This is a genomic window from Bacillus tianshenii, from assembly GCA_020524525.2.
Lineage (GTDB): Bacteria > Bacillota > Bacilli > Bacillales > Bacillaceae_N > Bacillus_AV.
Genome location: CP129018.1, coordinates 124,968 through 147,301, shown reverse-complemented (window position 1 = coordinate 147,301; position 22,334 = coordinate 124,968). Strand labels below are relative to the sequence as shown.

The following is a 22,334-nucleotide window of genomic DNA, read 5'->3' as shown; positions in this document are numbered from 1 at the left end:
AACACCCAAAAAATAAACATTAAAAAAGAACCGTACAAACAGCTTTTCCACTGTTGAACGGTTCCTTTTCCTAATTAAAAATATTCTCTTCTATCCATTTTCGCAGGCCATGCATTTCTTCAACTTGGGTTTTTGTTAAAGTAACAGGCTGACCATTGACAAGTTCAATCACATCGATGAAATCTTCAGCCTTTACGACGCAATATTTAAAAAATGGCGTGACCATAATCTCTTCAATTCGTTGATCATTTTCATTATAGAATGCAATGATATTTTGTCGTTCTTCTTCAGTAAGTACCCATTCCTTCGTTACATGTTCTTCTTTTGGCTCTTCCTCTTGTTCTTTTCCCTCTTCTTCTATCGCTTCTTCCTTCTTGTATGTAGGCTCTGGTCGAGATAATACTTTAAGCTGACCAATCATTAATGTAAGGCGACCAAGAGAATAAAGAATGACACTTTGAACTAATGTAAACAGAATCATCATAATTCCAATGTCAAAACGATTCATCATAAAGACAACACCTAGAATAAAGCCAATTCCCCCAAAGATGAAACTAAGCATTGTCAAAAACATTGCCATCGAATTGGTATTTTGAAACACACCATACCCTCCTCCAAAACACTTTCTACAGTTATTTTTTTACATCATTAATACATTTTTACTTAATTACATTATAAAACTACTAATCTCCGAATACAAAGGGAAATAGAAAAACATAACTTTAGGCACATTGTTTCTATTTTACCCCTGCTACATACTTATCGTTTCTCCTAACTAGCTAAAAGGATAAATAGTATTTATAATATGATGCAGAAAGGAGAGATGTGAATGAAAGTACTATTGTTAGGTGCAACTGGAAGAACAGGCTCGGTTATTCTTGACTTATTTCTCAAAAATAACCACAGTGTCCACACTCTCGTTAGGTCTCCTGAAAAAATAACCGAGACACATAAACAAATGAAGATTGTTGAAGGGAACGTATTGAATGCGGAAGATCTCCAGCAGGCAATAACAGGATGTGAAGCAGTAGTCAGCGCACTCAATACAGACGGTGACCATACGATTTCAGCAAGCATGCCTTTGATTATTGAAGCAATGAAAAAAGAAGGGATAAAGCGAGTTGTTACAATCGGTACCGCCGGAATTTTGAATAGCCGCTTTGAAGAAGGAAAGTATCGCTACGAAACGAAGGAATCGAAACGTAAAAGTACTCGAGCAGCGGAAGATCACCGCAAAGGATATGAACTCCTAAAGGAATCAGACTTAGACTGGACAATCGTCTGCCCTACTTACCTTCCAGATGGTAAAAGAATTGGCTCATGTAGAGCAGAAAAAAACCTCCTTCCACTTGATGGAAAGAAGATTCATGTTCCTGATGTTGCTGAGTTTTCTTACTATGAATTATTTAACAAAGACTACCTCAATTCTCGTGTCGGCATTGCATATTAAAAACGCACCACTCAAATAAAGCGGTGCGTTTCTTTATACCGATAGTTGATTGTCTTGTGTTTGAACATCCTTTTTGCCATGCCAAAAACGCTGTGTACTTGAAATAAGAAATGCAATGAAAAATGTAACCAATCCCATTAAACCAAGAACAATCACATCATTTAAAACAACAGACAGGTCATTTCCTTTTACAAATAAATGCCGTACACCATCTAGAAAATATGTTAACGGCAGGAGGTGACCTAACACATTTAATGCTTGCGGCATCGCTTCGAAAGGCCATGTGAAGCCTGAAAGCAAGAACGATGGAACGGCAATAAGCATCGTAACTTGCGTAGCCCCAACCTGGTTGGCAGAAAGCAAGCTTGCAAAATATCCAATACCAAGTAAGGCAAACGTAAAGGAAATAGAGATAAGGAATACTGGCCAAAGCACACTATTTAATGGAAGGTGAAAACCATACACAGCTACTAACAACGTGGATAGTGTGTTAAATAAGCCAATTAAGAAATATGGCGCGGTCTTCGCATAGGCAATTCTCCAAGGTACTTCCCGCCATGCAGCAAACCGTTGCCACATTCCACTTTCCTTATCACGGGTTACTGTTAATGCAATCCCCAGCAATAAAACCTGCTGCAATACTGCACCAATTAATCCATACACTAAGAACTCACTATAGTTAAAGGTCGGATTGTAAAGAATTCGTGAACGAAATGGAACGGACTGAAAGGTTCCCATTGCTTCCTCAAGCCGTGAGCCTTGCTTTTGTATTTTCTCTGTTCCGATGCCTGCACTAACAGTCGCTACCACTTCATTGGCTGCCCGTGTAGCCGCATTAGAAATTAACATATTACTTCCATCTATTAATGTAAGAATAGGTTCTGTATCCCCGTCTTTGATCCTTTCTGAAAAATGATTAGGAATAATAATGGCCACTCGTGCTTGACTAGTTGCTAACATTTTCTTCACATCTGCTTCTGAGTCATAGTGTCCAGTAACTTGTAATGTACTTGTTTCATCAAAAGCTTGAATAATCTCGCGACTCATTTGACTTTTATCATGATCAACGATAAGTGTCGATAAATCTTGGACACGATTGCTGGAATACAGATATCCAAACATTGCTGTATAAATAATTGGTACAATTAAAAGAACGGCGAACAAACGCCGATCCTTTAATATATTTTGCCATTCTTCTGTAATAATGTTTCCTACCTTAATCTCCATTCGTTTCACCACTTTGAACACTAGCAAACTCAACTGTCATGCCTGTTGCTGTTTTATCTGGAAGTTTTCCGAATTTAACCTTTACGGCAAATGAACGAACATCAAGTTCCCCAGCACTTTGAGAAGCTTTCTTTACAGCAAAATCTGCTGCAGGTGAAATGACCTTAATTGTTCCCACTGCCTCTTCATTTAATGCTGGAATACGAACTTTCACTTTGTCCCCGACACTTAAATCAGCTACTTCGTTTTCAGGGAAATAAAATTTTGCCCAACGTGTTTCAGTTGTTTCAACCGTAAATACAGGATAACCTGTATTGACTAATTCACCAAGCTCTGCTGACTGCGAGACGATGACACCATCGGCTGGTGCTTTTAACTCTGTGTAAGATAAGTATGTTTGTGCTTCTTCTAATGCTGCTTGGGCTTTTTGTTTATTAGCTTGAGCTGATTCAATTGCACCTGATGCTTGCTGAACCTGTGCTCCTGCTGCTTGAACATCTTTTTGCTGAATATCAACCTGACCTTTACCTGCCTTTGCAAGAGCTAGGGCTGCTTGTGCCTGTTCGACCTGTGCCTCGGCTGCGGCAATTTCTTCTTTTCGACCGCTTTGTGCCATCGTTTGCTGCTCAGTTGCTGCTTCGTATTCAGCTTTGGCTTTCTCATACTGCACTTTTGCTTCGTCAACTTTCACCTCAGCAATTGCGCCTTCCTCATACAATTCTTGCATCCGTTGATAGTTCTTCTCCGCCACTTTAAAAGCTTCTTCTGTTGCTTGTTGTTTACTTGTTAATTGGTTCTTTTCTTCAGGACGAGCACCATTTTTCAGTGCTTGAACTTTTGCTTTTGCTGCCTTAAGGGCTGCTTCCGCCTGTTGAACTTGTTTGTCAGTTGTAGAAGCAGTCACATGAACTGCACTTTTTCCTTTTGCTTGCTGTGCTTGAGCTGCTTGTTTCGCTGCTTGTGCTTCAGAAACTTTGCCCCCAGCTAAGGCTACAGCTGCTTGTGCTTGAGCTACCTTACTCTCAAGCTCCTTACTCTCAAGGCGGGCAATCACTTCACCCTTCTTAACATGCTGTCCTTCCTCTACTAAAATTCCAGTAATTCTTCCACCAATCTTAAAGCTAGCATCCACCGAATCAGCTTCTAAATAGGCTGTTGGCTTTGAATGAGCTGCTCCATTGCTGCTTTGGACACGATTGCTTGTCAAAAATGTCGTGCCGACTCCAATCAATACAGCCATCGCTGTAAATACAATCCACCTTAAATATTTCACTTGTCATTCCCTCCGCTATGTTCATTCTCTAATCCCATCATTAAATAACGTTCAAAAAAATCAAGAACCTGCTCATTAGAAAGTGGCTCATGTTTTTTCTCCCAATCTAATACAAGAGCAACATACATTTTGATCATCGCAAAAGCCGTTAATTCTGAATTACAATCTCTAATTTTTCCTTTTTCAATAGCTTGATTGAGCTGCGATTTAATAAATGTAATAATGCTATCTTCAATTGCCTGCAATGCATCTACTGCGGCCTGTGTGCCAATCTCTTTCACTTCTTCCGCAAGCTTTAATAATAAGCCATGTTCTTTCCGATAGATTAAAATGCTGTAAATCGCATGATGTAGGTTCTTCCCAAAATCTCGTTCAGGGTCAATTGCTTTACTTGCTGATTCCCGCATTTCTTCCATTAAATTATCAAGTATCTCTTGCAAGAGTTCTTCCTTATTAGAAAAGTACGTGTAAATTGTGCCTTTACCTACTCCTGCAATCTTTGCGATCTGTTCAATCGTTGTCGCTTTATATCCAAACATCGAAAATGATTTCTTAGCCGCTTCAATTACTTTCTCTCGCTTATCTTTTGACACTCTTGCACCACCTTCAAATTGACCAATTTCGTTTTTTGGTCAATTTCTAAAATTGACTTTATCATAACAGAGAATTTTTTTCAATAAATTTTTCTTAAGTGATCTGGATCACTTCACGCTCTTATACAAACAACTAGAATAAGAAACATGAGAAAAAACATTTATACTACTAAACAAAAGGGGCGCTGCAAATGCTAAGCCAAAAAACAATCGATATCGTAAAGTCAACTGTACCTGTGCTTGAAAAGCATGGTGAAGATATTACTTCTTGTTTCTATCAAATGATGTTCAAGGACCATCCTGAACTTCTAAATATTTTTAACCAAACAAATCAAAAACAAGGGAAACAACCTCGTGCATTAGCGGCTTCTGTCTATGCAGCTGCACAACACATCGACAACCTTGAAGCAATTCTTCCTGTTGTGAAGCAAATTGCTCACAAACACCGTAGCTTAGAAATCAAACCAGAACACTATCCAATTGTAGGAAAATACCTTTTACTAGCGATTAAGGAAGTGCTTCAAGATGCTGCCACTGACGATATTATTGAAGCATGGGGAGAAGCATACGGCGTGATTGCAGATGCATTCATCTCAGTTGAAGCTGGAATGTATGAAGAAGTGAAGAATGTTGAAGGTGGTTGGAACGGTTTCCGTAACTTTATCGTTGATAAAAAGGTAAAAGAAAGTGATGTCATTACATCGTTCTATCTTAAGCCTGAAGATGGACAAGCAATCGCACCATTTGAAGCAGGACAATATATAAGCGTAAAAATCACAATTCCTGGTGAAGAATATACTCATATGCGTCAATACAGCCTATCAGATGCTGTAAATGGCTCCTACTACCGTATTAGTGTGAAGCGTGAAACAAATAATGAAGCACCTGATGGAATTGTATCGAATTTCCTTCACAATGAACTGAATGAAGGTAGTGTCATTGAAATTACAGCACCTGCTGGCGAATTTACACTTGATACAAACAAAGATACTCCTGTTGTCTTCATCAGCGGCGGTGTTGGTCAAACACCACTTGTAAGCATGTTAAAATCTGTGACAGCACTTCAGCCTGAGCGCAACGTAACATTCATCCATGCGGCGATTAATGGCAACATGCATGCACTTAAAGATGAAGTAGCAGAGCTTGCAAGTAAAAATGAAAATGTTCACTCTTATGTATGTTACGAGCAGCCTACAGAAGCTGATAAAGAAGCTTGCACCTTCCAAAAAGAAGGGTATGTGGACCGTGAATGGTTAGAAAAGCTTATTCCATCTAAAGATGCAGAAGTTTATTTCTGTGGACCTGTCCCATTTATGCGAGCTGTAAACAGCGCACTTAAAGAATTAGGCATGAAAGAAGAAAACATTCACTTCGAATTCTTTGGCCCTGCCGGTTCACTAGAAGCTCCACAAGAAACAACAGTTTAATCAAGGAAAACCCTTAAATTCAAAAAGTCGTGCAACCTCCACTTTATAGGAGCTGCACGACTTTCTTTTATTCTAAATGCATTTTTCCGCCTGCATCATATTTAATTTTACGCGGTGGTGCAAGTGTATAAGGATGCTTTACATCTGAATAACCTTCATCCTCACCTGCATTCCAAGTTAGAAAGTAATCTTCTCTATCAGGACCTTGTACAACCCGTCCTGTATATTGGCGTTCCGCTGTCCCAATAAGTACATTATCATCAAGGGGTACAAATTCACCATCTAATGAATCAGAAACAAAATAGATTTCACCCGTTTGTGGCTTTTTTGGTGCAATCTGTTGCTTATACTCCTCACTATACCACTCTTCCTTCACAGCAAACAGCATGTACCATTTCCCATTACGATAATGTAGAGAAGGCACCTCCATATCAGTAAAGAGATGCGGAGAAGCTGCAGGAGGAAGTGCCTCCCAATTCAACAAATCTTTCGAACGAGCTCGACCAATACAACCCCTCTCTCTCGGGTCACCTGTCTTATCACGAGCTGTCACAAACATATAGTAATAGCCTGTTTTCTCATCAAAAACAATATCTGGGTCGCGCCAACCCTCATGCTTATTATAAGCTTGAAGTTGTTTTTCATAATAACGTTCATCTGCTGTTATAACGGGATTCCCTTCATACTTCTCCCAATGATAAAGGTCCTTTGAAAGCGCCACCCCGATTCGTTGCGTATGTCCGACATAGCCATCATCTGCTACATCTTTCTTCGAGCGAGCAGTATAGAACATATAATACGTATCACCTTTTTTCAACGTACAGCCTGTCCATGTTGAGACACTGTCCCATGCCGCTTCATCGTTATCAGCTGTTAACGCTGTGCCGATTTCCTTCCACTCAAATAGATCAGTAGAGACAGCATGCCCAATACTTGCATTGCGATGGCGTGAATGCGGGTCTGGGTCTAGAGGAGCCTGCAAGTAAAACAAATGGTATTCCCCATCCTCTTCATACACCCAGAAATCCCATAAGAATTTCCCCTTAGGCTTATACACATACTCCATCCTAATTTGCTCCTTTCCGAAGAATTTCTTCAACTTCCTGCATTGTCGGAAGTGCAGTCATCGCACCTTTTTTCGAAACAGCTAGCCCGCCGCTTATACTTGCAAAACGAGCAATAGAAACTACATCTGAAAGTGTGAATTCACTTAGATGATGTTCCATTTCATTTAATTTGTAGAGAAATGCTGACATGAAAGCATCCCCAGCACCTGTTGTATCAATAGCTTCAACATTTAGCGACTCGACATGAGCTTTATCTTTTCCAAAAACGATCCGGCTTCCGTCCTTTCCGCATGTAACAACTAACAGTGGAATGCGATAAGCAGCTAACTTCTCAATCCCTGCCTCTAACTCTTCCTCACCTGTTAAAAATGCCACTTCTTCTTCAGAAACTTTAACGATATCTGCACGTGGCAGCATATCTAGAATCGTTTCTCTCGCTTCTTGCTCATTCGTCCATAATGACAGTCGAATATTTGGATCAAATGAAACGATCATCCCGTTTTCTTTCGCAAGCGTAACCGCATAGTCAGTTGCACCCTTAACTGGCTCTCTTATCATTGAAATAGAACCAATATGGAGAATACGATTTTCACGGAATAATTGTGTGTTCAATTCGTCGCTTCGTAGAAATTGGTCGGCACCAGGATTAATGTAAAATTCAAAGCTACGCTCACCATCCTCTTGCAATGTCACAAAGACGACACCTGTGCGAACTTCCTTAGAAAAGCTCATTTCCTCCGTTTGAACTCCATATTTTTTGAGTGTATCATGTAAAAATTCGCCTAACACATCATCGCCGACTTTCCCAACGAAAGTCGTCTTCGAACCAAGCCGTGCAGCACCCACAGCAACATTTGCTGGGGCACCGCCAGGGCTTTTTTGATAGTTAATATTTTCAACATCCAATGGGATAAAATCAATCAATGCTTCACCCAACGTAATAATTCCTTTTGGTTGTTTTTCCATCCCATCAACCTCCTTTAGACACACAATGGTTCAGGCTACTTTTTCACGTCTTCTTTAATGCCTAAAATCCATGTTGCAACAAATGCTGTCACAACAGCAATTGCAAAACCAATCAAATAATGGACAAGGTTCATCGTTCCAAGTGGCCATACAATTGCAATCATTGGAATACCTGTTAACCCATATGCATTTGCTACAACATCCATCATAACCACATATGCACCACCAAGGGCACCGCCGATTGCTGCCCCGATAAATGGGGTACGTAGCCTTAAGTTAATCCCGAAGATTACAGGCTCTGTAATACCTAAGAATGCAGAAAATGCAGATGGAATCGCTATTTCTTTCATCTTCTTATTGCGTGTTTTAAAGAATACAGCAAGGCCGGCTCCACCTTGAGCTACATTTGCCATCGACCAAATTGGAAGCAAGAAGTTTTCACCGAACTTCGCTAACAACCCTGCCTCAATCGCATGGAAGCTATGGTGAACACCTGTAATAACAATGATTGAATAAAGCCCACCGAAAATCAGACCTGCTAACGCCCCTGCTGTGTTATAAAGCGTATCAAGAGCGGTACTAATTCCATCGCCTAGCATATTTCCAAGCGGACCAACCGCGAGCAAGGCAACAAATCCTGTCATCATAACTGTGACAAATGGCGTAACAAGTAAATCAACTGCTTGTGGGACAACTTTATGAAGCCAACGCTCAAGCTTGCTCATCACATAAACAGTTAAGAGAATTGGAAGTACTGTACCTTGATATCCAATTAACGCAACATCTAACCCGAATACATTCATATACTCTGGGTTTGCATCGCCAAGCACCCACGGGTTTAATAGCGCTGGATGCGTCATAATTCCACCGATAACAGCACCTAAGTAGGTATTACCACCAAATTCTTTCGCTGCACTAAAACCAATCAAAATCGGTAAAATGATAAACGCTGCACTTGAGAACATATCAAGCATCATATACCATGCACTGTCGGTCTCGACTAGCTCAAAAGCACGAAGCATTCCAAGTAGGCCCATTAGAACACCGCTTGCCACAATTGCTGGGATAATCGGTACAAAGATATTAGAAAGCACTCTTGCTAAGCGTGCAATCGGATTCATTTTCTTCTTTGCAGCATCTGCGTGATTTTGACTCGCTTCTGTGTCCATTCCGATTTCCTCAATAAATGCCGCATGTACTTTGTTTACTGCTCCTGTACCAAAAATAATTTGAAATTGCCCGGAACTTAAGAAAGCACCTTTCACATCATCAAGTTCTTCAATGGCATTTTTGTCTGCGAGGTCATCGTCTTTTAATACAAGACGGAGACGTGTTGCACAATGGGTTGCACTTTGAATATTGTCTTTTCCACCAAGTAAAGGAACTAATTGTTTTACAACTTCTTTTGGTTGCATCGTAAACCCTCTCTTCTTTTAAAGTTTGTTTTCACATACGCGCGTAAAGGGTAAGAACAGCCGGCTGAAAAACAAAAAAGACCTAAAATGCACAAGGGTTCGAGGCACACTTCACGCGTGCTTCTTGTACACTTTAGGTCTTGCCTGAAAAAAGTTTCAGTAACAATCCTACAATATTATGTTTACGCTTACATTATAGTCTTAACGAAATAGTTAGTCAATCACTTTTACACTTTATTTTTTATTCTTTGGACATGAAGGGCTAGATAAGCTATTTCAGATTCGGGAAAATAAACTCCATACTCTTTAGAAAGAATTTTCGCCATAACTGCTGAACAATGAAAAGCTTCGTGGTATTTCGAACGGATCATATTAAACATATCAATATCCATCGCATGAAATTCTTCTTCATGCTCAACACGTGTTAAAGCAAAGCGTAAATGTGTAATCAACCGTTGATAAGCAATACTCTCTTTGTCAATTGGCATTTCCAAGCAAGCCTGTAATGTCTCAATTCCATCGTTAATCATCGTCGTTTGCGTTAGCGTCTTGTTCATGCTTTGATCATCCATTTTGGCAGTATGAATATGAAGAGCAATGTGGCCGGCTTCATCATCCGGTATGTCAACGTCCAGCTGTTCTTTAATATATTCCTGCGCCCATTGAGCAATTTTATATTCTTCTTTATACAGAACCTTTATTTCATTCAATAGCTTATTTTGAATTTGCAGACCTTTTTGCAATCTTTCCAATGCGAACGACAAATGGTCACTAAGGGCAATATGAATATGAGGACTGAAGGTAACCCCAAGCTTCTGCTCAGCATATGTAATAATTCCTTCTGCCGTTGCAATATGCTCTTCTGGCAATGTTCGCAACAATTCTTGAAAGCGTTCATTTTCTTCTTTCACCGTGAACACTTTTTCGATCTTTGACTTTGGAATGATATCATTTTTTCGTTTCTGAAAGGCAATACCTGAACCCATCACAATTTTTTCTTCACCATTCTCTTTTACAACAACAGCGTTATTGTTAAGAATTTTATAAATGCGCATGACTTCCCCCTTTCTTAGCGGTGCTCCTTAAATAAGGGGAAGCCCATTCTAATGAGCTTCCCTAAGATGCTTATTCTTTAATTTTCACTTCTGCGACAGGTGTTTCACCTTTTATTGCATTACTTTCATGGAATTTTTTCATATTTTCAAGGACATCGCCATTTGTAATGACCATCGGTGTAATTGTTGATTCAGCTTTCTTCTCAACAAGGTCCAAATCAAATGAAATGAGGCGGTCACCAGCTTTTACCTTTTGCCCTTCACTTACATGTGCCTCAAATCCTGCACCATTCATTGTAACTGTTTCAAGTCCAATATGAATGAGGATTTCCACATCACCTTTTGAACGAATCCCTACTGCATGCTTCGTGTGGAAGAGCTGAATAACTTCGCCATCAACAGGAGAAACAACTTCTCCTTCTGTTGGCTTAATCGCAATGCCATCACCCATCATTTTTTCTGAGAAAGTTGGGTCTGGTACTTCTTCAATTGGAACGACATCACCGGTTACAGGTGATACAAACGTTTCTTCTGTCGGTTTCTTTTTTCCAAATAGATTTTTTAGCATATTAATCACCTTTCTTTTTATAACGTTTTCAAAAGGCTTGTACGAAATAAGAGTATTGAAAGTTTTAATGCTTGTCAATGATTTGTATATACAAGCTTTCCGTTTCTGCTGTTTTAAATTTTCCCATTCCCCTTCTAAAATAAACGGAAAAAGCATGAAGTATCACCTCAATTAGAGGACTTCATGCTTTTTTAGTTAATTTGCTGGGATTTTAATTTTTTGACCAGGGTAGATTAAGCTTGGATTCTTAAGTTTATTCATTTGGTGCAACTTTTGCCATGTTGTACCGTGTTCAACCCCAATACGGTAAAGTGTATCACCTTTCTTAACAACATAAACAGTGAAGTCACCTACAGGCTTACCTACCTTGACTGGTGTCTCCGGCTTCTCTGGCTTTTGTGGTTTTTCTACTGGTTTCTCAGCCTTCTTCTCTTCAGCAAGAGGGCTTTCAATGATTCTACCCTCTACTTCTGGCGCTATATTTCCTAGCTTTTTCATGTACGTAATCACGGCTTCATCTAAGGCCGGGAATTCGTTTTTAATCGGCAGGTCAGCAAACATTGTATATTCATCTCCACCAGCTGCCATGAAATCATTTGTTGCCACGACGTACGTCTTATCCATTACAAGCGGCTGACCATTCACGGTAACAGAATGAACGCGATTTCCTTGTGGTTGACTCGGATCAATCGCAAACTTCATACCACCGACATGTGGAAAAGCCCCTTTTGCTTCAGGATAGGCGCTTGTACCGCTTTCTAAAGCTTCTTTAATGGTGCTTCCACTCATTTCTTTTGTCACGATATAGTTACCGAACGGAAGCACCGTGATGATTTCACCTTTCGTTACTTCTCCCTTATCAATTGAAGCACGAATACCGCCGCCGTTTGTAATTGCCACATCTGCATTCGTTACATCAATCATGGCATCAGTAATCAAATTACCAAGGTTTGTTTCACCTGTACGTACATTTTCACGCTCTCCATCTAGCATAACTTGTGTCTCACCGACTACTTCAGCAAGAACTTTTTCCTGCTCTAGCTTTAAGTTATCAATTACATTTGCTACTTTTTCATTCGGTTGAATGTCTGTTGCTTCCTCTTTCGTAATTAAGCTAGCACTCTTGCTAACCAGCTCATCTTGATTATTGAAAGTTAAATCAACGACACCTAAGTTTTTCGTATATTCACCTGCACTTACAATTAATGTATCATTGTCACCTTTCAAACCTTCTACAAGTGTCGAATGACTGTGACCATCGACAATTAAATCAATGCCAGGTGCACCTTTTGCAACTTTAATGCTTGTATCTGTACTGGATTCATCAATACCTAAATGTGTAAGGGCAACGATAAGATCAACGTTTTGGTTATTTAAGGCTTTCACCATTTTTTGTGCTGCTTCCACTGGATCAGTAAATGTTAAACCTTCAACATTTTTCGGGTGTGTTTTATAGTGTGTTTCAGGTGTAGCCAATCCGAAGATTCCAATCTTCACTCCATCAACATCTTTAATCGTGTAAGGGTTCAAAAGGCTTGAACCATCGTCTTTCACGACGTTCGCTGAAATAAGAGGAAAGTCTACTAATTTTTCTAATTCTAACAAACGCTCATACCCATAGTTAAAATCATGGTTTCCAGCTGTCATCGCATCATAGCCAACATGATTCATTACTTCTGTAATACTTTCACCATCAACAAGTGTGGCGAATGTTGTACCGTGGAACGTATCACCCGCATCTAACAGTAAGACATTCTCATTTTCTTTTCGTTTTTGTTCAACTAATGTCGCTAGCTTCGCAAAGCCCATACCATCATATTTTCCTTCATCAACACGGGCATGTGTATCATTCGTATGTAGAATGGTAATCTTCTTTTCACCCGCACTTGCGGCATTTGCTGAACTAGGCAGAACAATAGCTAACAGTAAAACAAACGAAAATAACAGCACCAACCAATTTTTCTTCAAACCGTCCCCTCCTTTTTAGCTTAAACGTTACCTATATAGTGTAAAATAACGTCTTAAACCCATTATAAAAATAATGTTTGTAAAATGTAAATATTTTATCAAAATTCAAAAAATTTTATCTAATGGTGACTTGATCAAGTTGCACTTGTATCTATGCATAAACTTCCTTATGATGAATGAAGAAATTCACCATATTGGAGATGAGAACGTGGCAAATGTAATTTTACAACGCAAACGAAGAAAACGTCTTGAGCAAGGACACCCATGGGTATTCCAAAGCGAAGTTGACAAAATTGAAGGCGACTTTCAACCAGGGGATATTGTTGATGTATATAACCATAAGAAATACTTTCTTGGGCGTGGCTTCATTAACCCGAACTCTCAAATGATTGTTCGCATTCTTACACAAAATGAACAAGAAGAAATCACTGAAGAATTGTTCATCGAACGAGTTCAGAGGGCTTGGAACTATCGCGGGCGCCTTATTCCAAATACTCATTCCTGTCGTGCTGTATACGGGGAAGCTGACTTTCTTCCAGGCTTGATTGTCGATAAATACGAAGATGTTCTTGTCGTGCAAATCCTTGCTCTTGGGATGGAAGTCCGTAAAGAATGGATTCTAAAAGCCTTATTAAAAGTATTTAACCCAAAAGCGATTTACATGCGAAATGACGTATACGTACGGGAACTGGAAGGGCTGGAACAAGAAAAGGGTTTCTGGTACGGAGAAACTGATACAAACATTGAAATTGAAGAAAATGGTGTAAAGTATACAGTTGATATTGAGAATGGTCAAAAAACCGGCTTTTTCTTCGATCAACGCCAAAACCGGGCAGCAATTGAACCGTTGATTGACGCTGAAAGCACGGTATTGGACTGCTTTACACATACAGGTTCGTTCATGCTTAATGCATGCAAATATGGTGCGAAGCATGTAACAGCTGTTGATATTTCAGAGCACGCGATTGATACAGCCAAACAAAATGCTGAGCTAAACGGTTTTAGCGACCGAGTTGATTTCGTAACTGCAAACGCATTTGATTACTTACGTGAAAAGGTTCAAGAAGGAAAACAGTGGGACGTTGTCATTATCGATCCTCCTGCCTTTGCAAAATCAAACAAAACCGTCAACCGAGCACTGCGTGGATACAAGGATGTCAATCTAAATGGATTAAAACTTGTTAAAGATGGCGGATTCTTTATTACAGCAAGCTGCTCATCTCACGTGCGAGAGGATATGTTCAAGCGCATGGTAGAAGAGGCGGCATTCGATGCAAAGAAAATCTTACGTGAGGTCCATTGGAGCGGCGCAGGCTATGACCATCCAAAGTTGGTAGCTGCAGGTGAAGGTGATTACTTGAAATTCGGTATTTATGAAGTACATTCTCGTTAATATGACAGGAACAGCGAAATGAGCCGCTGTTCCTTATTTTTTGTTAAAAACTCCTTATAAAACCTTTCAAAATAGTATAATAGATAGAGATTAGATTTTTCAGGAGATTAATTTTATGAAATTCTCTAAAACAACTTTAATTTTTTTATCTACTATTCTAATTATCACACTCGTTTTCATTTATTTCGTCGTTTTTCCATATCCAAAAGCTACCTATCCTCTTTCCCAAAATGCCGAATTACACTTAACATCCTATCAATTTGAAGAGCACGGAATTGTTCCTCTAGATGGAGAATGGGCATTTTATTGGAAAGAGCTATACACACCTTATGAAGCTTCTTTTAAAACAAACAACCAGTATGTAGATACACCACAAAGCTGGGCAAAAATAACGAGCCAAAATATCGATTCACCCTATGGCTATGCGACCTATTATCTGACTGTTTACACAAACTCATCAGAGACTCTCGGTATTCTGATTCCTTATATTTCAACCTCCTATAAGCTTTGGATTAATGACGAATTAAAAGTTGTACACGGAATGGTCGGACAAAACAAACAGCGTACACTTCCGCGTTATGGAGTGGAAACGGTGTATTTCAAGCCTGAGAATGGGAAATTTACACTAACCATTCAAGTTGCAAATTATATTCAACGAACAGGCGGCATAAAGAAATCACTCTATCTGGGATTGGATAAACAAATTAATCAGCAACGTTACTTGAGCATTGCCTGGGACATGATTATATCCGGGGCTTTACTCGCTACAGGTCTCTATCATTTAGCTCATGTTATCTTTTACCGAAGAGAGTATGGCTTTCTCTACCTTGGGGTTTTTTCTACTTTGCTTGGTGTACGGAAAGCGTTTCTAGATTCAATTATGATTGCTGAACTTTTTCCTTATGTGGACGGGACAGTGCTTCTGAAGATTGAGTATGTTTTAACATATGTGGCAGTCGCTGTTTGTATAAAATTTGTCGTTCACCTTTTCCCAGGACCATTACCAAGTAAATGGGCAACAGTTATTGGTATTGTACTAACTTCTTTCTCATTGCTTGCACCTACAGAGGTTCTTTCAAACACTATTCCAACCTTTCACGCTTTTATTATTCTTGCTTCTTTTTACGCTCTTTATCTTTTAGTTATGGCAGTACTTCGAAAACAACAGGGTGCATTGCTTGCCCTATTAGGGTTTGGGTTCTTTGGGTATACATTTATTCATGATATTCTTTTCTTTAATGAAATAATAAGAACGACAACACAATCGGCTTTCGGATGGTTTATTTTTATTCTTTGCTACGCATGTATTCTAGCAATACAATATGCTGACTCTGTCCAAGAAACAGAATCTTTAGCACGTCAACTTCAATATCTAAACCAGCACCTTGAAGATAAGATTTTAGAGCGCACCCATGAACTAGAGCAAAAAACAAAAGAGGTTATCAGGCTAGAAAAGTCACGACGGCACCTTTTATCTAATATTTCTCATGATTTATTAACACCTTTAACGACGCTGCGCATAACGCTTCAAGGAATGATTGATGGCGTTATTCATACGAAAGAGAAACAGCAAGCATATTTACAAGCATCCATGTCAAAGCTCCTTCACTTGCAGGCATTAATTGAGGAACTGTTCGAGCTGTCAAAGTTAGAAGCACGGAAAATACCGTTTGAATATGTGCATTATCACCCTGAAAATTTTTTCAAAGAAATGATCCAAATGTTCAAGCATGATATTGAGCAACACAAGATGGAACTTCGTTACTATATCAACACTTCTTCTCAAGAAGAACCAGCTTATATTTACCTTGATTCGAGACGTATGATTCAAGTGTTCGCTAATGTAACAGCTAATGCAATTAAGTTTTCCTCTCCACCCGCCGAGATTATTTATACGCTGACTTTTCACGACCAACATATTGTATTTTCGATTGAAGACAGTGGAATTGGGATCGAAAAGAACGATTTACCATTTGTGTTTGAACGATTCTATACGAAAGATAAAACTCGACAAGGAAGCGGATTAGGTTTAGCAATTTCCAAGGAAATTGTCGAACAGCATAATGGTAGGATTTGGGTTCAGAATAATCAAAATGGAGGCTCTTCTTTCTTCATATTGCTGCCACTCACAAAACATCATTAATATGAAAAAAATCTGGCCTTTTCAGCTGGCCAGATTTTTTCTACATATAGTTCTCCATTTTTTCTTGAAGTGCTTTAATTTTCTGCTTAGAAATTTGAGCAGGTGTTTCATAGTGGTAAAAATAAACGAGATAACTTTTTCCTGACGCTTTAATCTGCGAAATATGTTCTAAATTTACGAGAAAAGAGCGATGAGACTGAAAAAATTGGTCATCCAAATACTCTTTTAAGACCTCTAATGTCTCACTAGTTGGATACTGTTCTTCTAATGTATGAATAATCGATTTACGATTGCTCTTCTCTATAAAAAGAATATCTTCTGTCGGCACAAAATAAAGGGAACGATTTGAATGAACTGGAATACGTTTTTTCTTTTCTGGCCCACTTACTTTGTGCACTGATAACTCTTGCTTAGCTCTTTCGAGTGCAATAAATAATCTTTCTTTCTGAATTGGTTTAACGACATAATCAACTGCTTTCAAATCAAAGGCATCAATTGCAAATGCATCATATGCTGTCGTGAAAATATATTTAAGGTTTGGCGAAAACTTCAAACATTCACGAATTGCATCAATTCCTTTTAAATGAGGCATCTCAATGTCTACAAGTACAAGATTAGGTCGATGAATCAACACTTTCTCAATTAATTCATGTCCATTTTCTGCTTCATCTATAATTTCAAATGAAGGCTGAAGAATTTTAATAAACTTTGTTAAAAGTTTTCTAGCAGCGGGGTGGTCTTCTGCAATAATCACTTTGATTTTTTCATCCATCCTTCCAACCCCTCCAAATATTAGTTAGCAAATCTCATATATATTACCAAACTATCTATTCTTTTTAAACATCTTTTTCAAGTTTTATATCTGACTTCAAACAAAAAAGGGACTCTCCCGAAGGTTAGTCCCTTTCTACTTCTTATTTTCTCAACACTTCACGAATAGCTTTCAAAAACTTTTCAATATCGATTGGTTTTGTTAAATAATTACTAAATCCTGCAACTAAGCCCTTTTCAATATCTCTTGGCATTGCATTTGCACTTACTGCGATTACTGGGATCTCACTTGTATCTTTGTTTTCTTTCAGCCTGCGCAATACTTCAAAGCCATCAATACCTGGTAAGTTAATGTCAAGTAATATTAAATCAGGTTGATGGGCATCCGCTAAATCAATGCCTAACTCACCATTTGCGGCTGAAAAGAGCCTAATATCTTCATATTTTGAAAGAATTCTCTCTACAAGCTGTAAGTTAGCAGGGTTGTCCTCCACATAGAGAATGGTATGCTGCTCTTCATTATTAGAAGAAATGGTTTCTTCAGGAACAGAATAAGCTTCAACATTAACAAAATGGTTTTCTATTGTGATTGGAAGCTCAATCGCAAAGCTGCTCCCGATACCCTCCATGCTTTCAACATGAATAGTTCCATTCATCAAGTCAATTAATTGTTTTGAAACAGTCAAGCCAATCCCTGTTCCTTCTACAATGCTATTATTGTCTGAACGATGGAATGGCTCAAATATTTTTTCAAGCTCTGATTCTTTAATGCCAATCCCTGTATCCTTAATCTCGAAATGCAACATATTATCTACTTGTCTACAAGAGAAAATAATCTTTCCATTATCTTGATTATATTTTACAGCATTAGACATTAAGTTAAGTAACACTTGCTTTAAGCGTGTTCGGTCAGCGTTCACATACAAATCATGGCAAATATTTGTCTCATCAATAATCGTTAGTTTGCGTTTCTCAGCAAGCGGATTGGTTAGGGATAAGATTTCACGAATAATCGTACGAACTTCCACCGGCTCAATTGATAACGATATTTTTCCTGATTCAATCTTTGCAAGGTCGAGCATATCGTTTATAAGCATTAACAAATGATTTGCAGCTTTTAGAATTTCTTCTACGCTCTCTTGCTGAGATTCTGTTAATGGTTCAAAATCATCCATTTCAAGTAATTGAGCAAAACCTAGTATTGCATTCATAGGTGTTCTCAATTCATGACTCATATTGGATAAAAACTCAGATTTCGCTTGACTTGCTCGTTCTGCTTCTTCTTTTGCTTGAATTAAATGTTTCTCCATTGCTTTCCGTTCTGTTATATCACGTGCTGCAAACGAAAGCTTTTCATACGTACCATTCTCTCCAATAATTGGCGATAGACGACCTTGATACCACTTTTCTCCTGACATTGTCTTTAGCTTATATTCAAATGTATCTGGCTGCTTTGTTAAGAAAACTTGTTGTATTCGTGGAAGATATTTTTCTGCAAACTCTGTCCCAAGTACTTCATCAAGCCGCTTTCCAATTAATTGTTTCTTCGGCATCGCTAAGTTTCGTTCATCATTGGTCCAAATGTTTTTGTACACACCATGTTCGTCAAATTCAATAATGACATCATCCATCGAATTAACAAGTGCTTTCAAATCTGCCTCTCGCGCTCTCACTTCATTTTGAGCACGTGTTAACTCTTGGTTTGTATCCCCAAGGCTACGCCCCATCTCAATCAAATGACGAAACGCTTCATGCAGTTCTTCTACATTATAATCTTGTTTGTCTTGGTAGTAGTCACCTGCTCCAATTTTTTGAACGGTCTCACTCATCTCAATTAACGGACTTGAGATATAAGTACTCATTTTTTTAGACTGTCGATATAGGAAGAAGAAGAACATTAAATAGAAGAGAATTAATCCTGCAATCATAAATGCACCAATTTTAATGAGCTGTCTACTTACTTCATTTATTTTCGCATAGACGTTTTCTTCCGGAACAATAACAAGTAATTTCCAACCTGTTTCATTAATCGTCGACCATGACACAATATGATTTACGTCTTGCAGTTCTGCTGTATTGAGCCCGTTTTCTTCTTTATAAATATTATTTGAAAAGTCCTTCAATTCTTTTCGTTTATAAATATTAAAATCCTCAGGCTTAAACGTATCCTCCTGAATGGCTGATTCATAATCATGATCAGTGAGTTCTGTTAACCCCCATACCTCTTCACCTTGTTTCGGTAGAGCTAAGATCGTACCGTCTTTTCCAACAAGTACACCATAACCTTTCCAAGGAATCGATAAGTCTAATACTTGTTTCGTTATTGTTTCAATCGTTATATCAATCCCCACAACACCTTCTAAGAAATCTCCGTTGTAGACTGGAGCAATTGCAGAAGACATCCATCCATTTCCTGCTGGATCAAGATAAGCATCTGTCCATCTTACTTCTCGTTCTGGATTATGCTTAGCATCTGCTTCATAATAGAAGTTGTAGGTTGGAATATCCATTAGCGGCGTATACTGCTCTAGCACCTCAAAGTAAGGGTATATAACATTTAATGAATCGTAAGAATTGAAATAGATTGCTGCAGCCAGCGGTTCTGTTACATGCATGTCTTTCATTAAGTCTTGGATGGTTAAAAGCTGATGCACTTTCTTAATACCATCTTCTTTAACAGGAATAATGCCTGAGTAATATACAGCAGCCCCACCTTCCGCACTGTCTTGCGTAGTGTAATAAGCCCCTTCTGGAGAATATGTTAACCGTTGTTCATCTACTGCTTCTGGAACGACATCGCTCTTCAATACTCTCTGCACTTGCTTTCCATACATATCAACTGAATGGTTTACACTAGCTAATTGGTTTTCAATAATGTCAGCTTCTCGGTCAGCTATATGAAGGATGTCTTCCTTCACTTCACTTTTTAACAAGTTAATCATTTCAAACTTTGACCAATTGTTCGTTACAAAATAAATGCCTATGAAAGCTAATTCAACAACGACAAGTGGGACAAGGGCTGTCTTAAGAAATGACCGCCAAATCCACTTTAATAATGAAACCTTTTCCTTCATATTTACCCCTCATTTACATAGACCATTAAAAACCTATTGTCTACTATCAAATACATTTAAAACTTTTTGTTTCAACTCCACCATATTTATCGGCTTAGTTAAATAATCATTTGCACCTGCTGCTTTAGCTTTTTGAATATTTGTCGAATCATTGAAAGCTGTAACAATAAAAATAGGGGTTTCTCGATATCGTTCGTCTTCCCTTATATAAGTACATGCCTCGATGCCATTCAAACCTGGCATTAAAATATCTAAGAAGATCAGCTCAAATGTATGGCTATTTGTTCTACCGCTTCCAATACCTAATAGTTGAAACGCTTCTTCTGCTGAATAAGCTTTAAGCACATCCTGATACCCGATGAGTTTGAGCGCTCTTTCAATTACCATCACATTTGGTTTGACATCATCAACAATCAGTATGCTCATGCTGCTTCACCCTTTTAAATTTTCTGTTTGTCTTTCGGCTTCGTTATGGTATGAGCTTTGAATTGCTTTAATTTTCGGTAAAATACCAATAAATTTTTCCACTAAATTCGGATCAAAGTGGGTACCGCTACTATTCATAATTTCTGAAACAGCTTCATCTACACTCCATGCTCGTTTATAAGGTCGTTCAGAAGTTAAAGCATCAAACACATCACAAATTGCAGTAATCCTTCCGACTAAAGGAATTTCTTCTCCCTTTATCCCTCGTGGATATCCGCCCCCATCCCACTTTTCATGATGTGTGAAGGCGATTTCCTCTGCCATCTGCAGTAACGGTGACGCGCTACCTGCTAAGATTTCGGCTCCAACCGTTGTATGGCGTCGCATAATTGACCATTCTTCTTCTGTTAAGCGGCTCGGCTTCAATAGAATATCATCAGGGACAGATATTTTTCCGATATCATGTAATGCACTTGCATGCATCAACATTTTACTTTCACTTTCCGAAAAGCCTACTTCCTTCGCCAATTCAGCACTATATAAGCTCATGCGAAAAATGTGAAGACCTGTTTCATTATCGCGATATTCTGCAGCTCGTCCTAAGCGCCTTAATAATTCAAGCTGAGATTCTTGTAACTCTTTTGTTCTCACTTCGACTTGCGCCTCTAATTGTTTATTATGATGAAGCAATTCATTATGAAGCTTCTGCATTTCGAGCGCATTGTTAATCCGGATAATCAGCTCTTCACGATCAAAAGGCTTGGCGATAAAATCACGTGCGCCCAGCTTTAAGGCAAGCTGACGATGCTCTTTATCATCTTGTGCGGTAATAACAATAATTGGAGCACATTTTTCTTTATGTAACTCCTTCAATTCTTTCATAATCTGGAAACCATTTATGTGAGGCATCCGCAAATCAAGCAATAATATATCAGGTTGAAAATCATCATACAGTGCAATCACTTCACGTGAATCAGTCGTTGATTGAAAATTTGAAAATCCTGTAACCTTTAACATCTTTTCGAGCAATAAAACATTCGCACGATTATCATCAACAATTAATAGTTTTGCTTCTGGAAATTGACAAGTTTCCAACTTCATCACCTTTTTCTAATAGCGATTTTCTAACACATTGATTATTTTAAATATTTTATTTATCGCACTTACTAATTTCTCTTCCTCGAAAGGCTTTACAATAAAGTCACGTGCACCTTCATTTAATGCCTCAACTACCATTGCCTTTTGCCCCATTGCTGTAATCATGATAATGTTTGCGTTTTTATCAACAGATTTAATTTGTTTTACAGCTTCAATTCCGCTTTTTCCAGGCATCGTGATATCCATTGTTACGACATCAGGCTGAAAGGTTTGATACTTCATTAACGCGTCATCTGCATCTTTCGCTTCCATCACCTCTGCAAGCTGATTGTTCTCAATCACTTTTCGAATCATATTTCGCATAACCATTGAATCATCTACAACCAAAATCTTTCTCATATCTACAAGACTCCTATTTTT

Annotated in this window: 19 protein-coding genes; 4 read left to right on the top strand and 15 right to left on the bottom strand. The window is 38.6% G+C overall.

Annotation, left to right across the window (positions count from 1 at the left end):
• Positions 1-70: 70 nt before the first annotated feature.
• Positions 71-601: a hypothetical protein gene (locus LC040_00650; GenBank protein ID WLR51448.1), complete on the bottom strand. Its 531-nt coding sequence runs from the start codon at positions 599-601 to the stop codon at positions 71-73.
• Positions 602-829: 228 nt separating this feature from the next.
• On the opposite strand from LC040_00650, the gene LC040_00645 reads away from it, so the two are divergent.
• Positions 830-1,450: an NAD(P)H-binding protein gene (locus LC040_00645; GenBank protein ID WLR51447.1), complete on the top strand. Its 621-nt coding sequence runs from the start codon at positions 830-832 to the stop codon at positions 1,448-1,450.
• Positions 1,451-1,483: 33 nt separating this feature from the next.
• Here LC040_00645 and LC040_00640 read toward each other — a convergent pair whose 3' ends face one another.
• Genes LC040_00640 through LC040_00630 form a run of 3 tightly spaced genes read right to left on the bottom strand, consistent with a single transcriptional unit; the run spans position 1,484 to position 4,543 of the window.
• A complete protein-coding gene (locus LC040_00640; GenBank protein ID WLR51446.1) occupies positions 1,484-2,677 on the bottom strand; it encodes an ABC transporter permease in 1,194 nt (397 codons plus the stop codon).
• Positions 2,667-3,950, bottom strand: a complete 1,284-nt coding sequence (locus LC040_00635; protein WLR51445.1) for an efflux RND transporter periplasmic adaptor subunit — start codon at positions 3,948-3,950, stop codon at positions 2,667-2,669. The genes LC040_00640 and LC040_00635 overlap by 11 nt, the downstream gene beginning before the upstream one ends.
• On the bottom strand, positions 3,947-4,543 hold the full coding sequence (locus LC040_00630) for a TetR/AcrR family transcriptional regulator (protein WLR51444.1): 597 nt from the start codon (positions 4,541-4,543) through the stop codon (positions 3,947-3,949). The genes LC040_00635 and LC040_00630 overlap by 4 nt, the downstream gene beginning before the upstream one ends.
• Positions 4,544-4,734: 191 nt before the next feature.
• Here LC040_00630 and hmpA point away from each other — a divergent pair, with 191 nt between their 5' ends.
• Positions 4,735-5,970, top strand: coding sequence for an NO-inducible flavohemoprotein (gene hmpA / locus LC040_00625; protein WLR51443.1), 1,236 nt, complete (start codon positions 4,735-4,737; stop codon positions 5,968-5,970).
• Between the two features lie 67 nt (positions 5,971-6,037).
• Here hmpA and LC040_00620 read toward each other — a convergent pair whose 3' ends face one another.
• The 6 genes from LC040_00620 to LC040_00595 form a co-directional block, all read right to left on the bottom strand.
• Positions 6,038-7,036: a hypothetical protein gene (locus tag LC040_00620; GenBank protein WLR51442.1), complete on the bottom strand. Its 999-nt coding sequence runs from the start codon at positions 7,034-7,036 to the stop codon at positions 6,038-6,040.
• A 1-nt stretch (position 7,037) separates the two neighbouring features.
• The gene (locus tag LC040_00615; protein WLR51441.1) at positions 7,038-8,003 is read right to left on the bottom strand and encodes an aminoimidazole riboside kinase; all 966 of its coding nucleotides are present in this window, start codon (positions 8,001-8,003) and stop codon (positions 7,038-7,040) included.
• A gap of 35 nt (positions 8,004-8,038) precedes the next feature.
• Positions 8,039-9,418, bottom strand: coding sequence for a sucrose-specific PTS transporter subunit IIBC (locus LC040_00610; protein ID WLR51440.1), 1,380 nt, complete (start codon positions 9,416-9,418; stop codon positions 8,039-8,041).
• 227 nt (positions 9,419-9,645) lie between these two features.
• Complete coding sequence (locus LC040_00605) at positions 9,646-10,473, bottom strand: PRD domain-containing protein (GenBank protein WLR51439.1); 828 nt, start codon at positions 10,471-10,473, stop codon at positions 9,646-9,648.
• A gap of 70 nt (positions 10,474-10,543) precedes the next feature.
• On the bottom strand, positions 10,544-11,041 hold the full coding sequence (locus tag LC040_00600; protein WLR51438.1) for a PTS glucose transporter subunit IIA: 498 nt from the start codon (positions 11,039-11,041) through the stop codon (positions 10,544-10,546).
• 195 nt (positions 11,042-11,236) lie between these two features.
• Positions 11,237-13,009, bottom strand: coding sequence for a 5'-nucleotidase C-terminal domain-containing protein (locus LC040_00595; GenBank protein ID WLR51437.1), 1,773 nt, complete (start codon positions 13,007-13,009; stop codon positions 11,237-11,239).
• A gap of 208 nt (positions 13,010-13,217) precedes the next feature.
• Here LC040_00595 and LC040_00590 point away from each other — a divergent pair, with 208 nt between their 5' ends.
• Together LC040_00590 and LC040_00585 are read left to right on the top strand one after the other, a co-directional pair.
• A complete protein-coding gene (locus LC040_00590) occupies positions 13,218-14,402 on the top strand; it encodes a class I SAM-dependent rRNA methyltransferase (GenBank protein WLR51436.1) in 1,185 nt (394 codons plus the stop codon).
• A gap of 115 nt (positions 14,403-14,517) precedes the next feature.
• Positions 14,518-16,545, top strand: a complete 2,028-nt coding sequence (locus tag LC040_00585) for a sensor histidine kinase (protein WLR51435.1) — start codon at positions 14,518-14,520, stop codon at positions 16,543-16,545.
• A gap of 40 nt (positions 16,546-16,585) precedes the next feature.
• Here the strand turns inward: LC040_00585 and LC040_00580 are convergent, their stop codons facing one another.
• The 5 genes from LC040_00580 to LC040_00560 form a co-directional block, all read right to left on the bottom strand.
• Positions 16,586-17,317: a LytTR family DNA-binding domain-containing protein gene (locus LC040_00580; GenBank protein ID WLR51434.1), complete on the bottom strand. Its 732-nt coding sequence runs from the start codon at positions 17,315-17,317 to the stop codon at positions 16,586-16,588.
• Between the two features lie 142 nt (positions 17,318-17,459).
• On the bottom strand, positions 17,460-20,390 hold the full coding sequence (locus LC040_00575; GenBank protein WLR51433.1) for an ATP-binding protein: 2,931 nt from the start codon (positions 20,388-20,390) through the stop codon (positions 17,460-17,462).
• A 33-nt stretch (positions 20,391-20,423) separates the two neighbouring features.
• The gene (locus tag LC040_00570; protein WLR51432.1) at positions 20,424-20,816 is read right to left on the bottom strand and encodes a response regulator; all 393 of its coding nucleotides are present in this window, start codon (positions 20,814-20,816) and stop codon (positions 20,424-20,426) included.
• A gap of 6 nt (positions 20,817-20,822) precedes the next feature.
• Positions 20,823-21,911, bottom strand: coding sequence for a response regulator (locus LC040_00565; GenBank protein ID WLR51431.1), 1,089 nt, complete (start codon positions 21,909-21,911; stop codon positions 20,823-20,825).
• Between the two features lie 15 nt (positions 21,912-21,926).
• Positions 21,927-22,313 (bottom strand): response regulator, encoded by a 387-nt coding sequence (locus tag LC040_00560; GenBank protein WLR51430.1) that lies wholly within the window; start codon positions 22,311-22,313, stop codon positions 21,927-21,929.
• Positions 22,314-22,334 lie beyond the last annotated feature (21 nt).

What these genes read in the sequence shown, in the direction of transcription:
- LC040_00645 (WLR51447.1), top strand. Translation starts at nt 830, where the DNA reads ATGAAAGTACTATTGTTAGGTGCAACTGGAAGAACAGGCTCGGTTATT.
- LC040_00640 (WLR51446.1), bottom strand. Translation starts at nt 2,677, where the DNA reads ATGGAGATTAAGGTAGGAAACATTATTACAGAAGAATGGCAAAATATA.
- hmpA (WLR51443.1), top strand. Translation starts at nt 4,735, where the DNA reads ATGCTAAGCCAAAAAACAATCGATATCGTAAAGTCAACTGTACCTGTG.
- LC040_00620 (WLR51442.1), bottom strand. Translation starts at nt 7,036, where the DNA reads ATGGAGTATGTGTATAAGCCTAAGGGGAAATTCTTATGGGATTTCTGG.
- LC040_00615 (WLR51441.1), bottom strand. Translation starts at nt 8,003, where the DNA reads ATGGAAAAACAACCAAAAGGAATTATTACGTTGGGTGAAGCATTGATT.
- LC040_00610 (WLR51440.1), bottom strand. Translation starts at nt 9,418, where the DNA reads ATGCAACCAAAAGAAGTTGTAAAACAATTAGTTCCTTTACTTGGTGGA.
- LC040_00605 (WLR51439.1), bottom strand. Translation starts at nt 10,473, where the DNA reads ATGCGCATTTATAAAATTCTTAACAATAACGCTGTTGTTGTAAAAGAG.
- LC040_00600 (WLR51438.1), bottom strand. Translation starts at nt 11,041, where the DNA reads ATGCTAAAAAATCTATTTGGAAAAAAGAAACCGACAGAAGAAACGTTT.
- LC040_00585 (WLR51435.1), top strand. Translation starts at nt 14,518, where the DNA reads ATGAAATTCTCTAAAACAACTTTAATTTTTTTATCTACTATTCTAATT.
- LC040_00580 (WLR51434.1), bottom strand. Translation starts at nt 17,317, where the DNA reads ATGGATGAAAAAATCAAAGTGATTATTGCAGAAGACCACCCCGCTGCT.
- LC040_00575 (WLR51433.1), bottom strand. Translation starts at nt 20,390, where the DNA reads ATGAAGGAAAAGGTTTCATTATTAAAGTGGATTTGGCGGTCATTTCTT.
- LC040_00570 (WLR51432.1), bottom strand. Translation starts at nt 20,816, where the DNA reads ATGAGCATACTGATTGTTGATGATGTCAAACCAAATGTGATGGTAATT.
- LC040_00560 (WLR51430.1), bottom strand. Translation starts at nt 22,313, where the DNA reads ATGAGAAAGATTTTGGTTGTAGATGATTCAATGGTTATGCGAAATATG.